Source organism: Streptomyces sp. (genome assembly GCF_019510245.1).
Taxonomy (GTDB): domain Bacteria; phylum Actinomycetota; class Actinomycetes; order Streptomycetales; family Streptomycetaceae; genus Streptomyces.
The window spans coordinates 1-1,460 of the sequence record NZ_JAEKKT010000531.1; the positions used below are offsets into that span (position 1 = coordinate 1).

Annotated in this window: 2 protein-coding genes and 1 pseudogene; all 3 read left to right on the plus strand. The window is 74.2% G+C overall.

Annotated elements, in window-relative coordinates; genetic code table 11:
- Positions 1-476: pseudogene (locus tag JF597_RS55100) on the plus strand (lantipeptide synthetase); the annotation flags it as partial.
- Positions 477-535: 59 nt separating this feature from the next.
- Positions 536-652 (plus strand): SapB/AmfS family lanthipeptide, encoded by a 117-nt coding sequence (locus JF597_RS55105; RefSeq protein ID WP_020117173.1) that lies wholly within the window; start codon positions 536-538, stop codon positions 650-652.
- 88 nt (positions 653-740) lie between these two features.
- A partial coding sequence (locus JF597_RS55110; RefSeq protein WP_294014787.1) for an ABC transporter transmembrane domain-containing protein occupies positions 741-1,460 on the plus strand: 720 nt, incomplete at its 3' end.

Genomic DNA, 1,460 nt, shown 5'->3' on the forward strand with positions numbered 1-1,460 from the left:
CACTGGAGGTCGACGAGGGCTGGCGGACCCTGCCCTACCTCGGAGAGGGAAGCGCCGGCATCGGGATGGTCCTGGACGACTACCTCGCCCAAGGCGTCGACACCGAGGGCGAGTTCGAGCGGGCGCGGGCCGGGGTACTGACCGCCGCCACCAGCCGCTTCTACGTACAGCCCGGTCTCTTCCAGGGCCGCGCCGGGATGATCCTGCACCTGGCGCGCACGGACACCCCCGGCGCGACCCGCGAGCGGCTGGCCGAACAGATCGACGGGCTCGGCTGGTTCTCGATGGACTACCAGGGCCAACTGGCCTTCCCCGGCCACCAGATGATGCGCCTGTCGATGGACCTGGGCACCGGAACGGCAGGGTGCCTGCTCGCGCTCGGCGCGGCCCACGCGGCCCCCGGCGATCCGGTCACCGCGCACCTGCCGTTCCTGCCGCCGCTCGGGCGGCCCCCCATACGCGGTTCCGCGACCTGACGGAGCCGTGACCCAACCCCGTCCCCACGGGTGGACGACACCGAAGAAAGGAAACCGAGATGGCACTTCTCGACCTGCAGACGATGGAGTCCGACGAGCACACCGGCGGCGGCGGCAACAGCACCCTGAGCCTGCTGTCCTGCGTCAGCGCGGCAAGCGTCACGCTCTGTCTCTGACCGCCATCGTGCGCCCATGACTCCGGGCGGTCCACTCCCGCGAGGGAGGGACCGCCCGGGGTTCTGCACACCTTGGGAAGGCCGCCGTATGACGACTCGCACCTCGCCGCCGGCCAGGCACGGCCTCCTGGGTCCGGCCCCCGCCCGCTGTCTGGTGCTGTGCCTGGTGAGCACGGCGGCGACCGGCGCCGGACTGTTGCTGCCCGCGGCCCTCGGCCGCACCCTGGACATGCTGCTGGCGCACGCGCCGGCGACCCGCTGGATCCTCTGCTGCGCCGCACTGGTCCTCCTCATCGCCGTGCTCGACGCGGCGGAGACCGTCCTCGGCGGCACCCTCGACGCGCGCACCACCGCCTGGCTGCGCCGTCGCCTCACCGGACACGTCCTGGCCGTCGGCCCGCGCGCCAGCGCCCGCTTCGGGCCCGGAGACCTCGTCGCCCGCCTCGTCGGCAACGCCGCGCAGGCCGGCACGGCACCGACCGCCCGCGCGGCACTGTTCGCCGCACTCGCCGGACCGGTCGGGGCCGTGGTGGCCCTCGGCCTCGTCTCCCCCTGGCTCGCGGCCGTGTTCCTGGCCGGAGCGCCGGCGCTCGCCCTGCTGCTGCGCGCCTTCTCCCGTGACACCCGGGAGTGCGTGACGCGCTACCAGGAGGAGCAGGGCCGGATCGCGCAGGCGCTCTCGGAGGCCGTCGGCGGACACCGCACCATCCGGGCCGCGGGCACGGAGGACCAGGAGACGGCCCGCATCCTGCGCCCGCTGCCCGAGCTGTCCGAGGCCGGTCACCGCATGTGGCAGGTACAGGGCCGG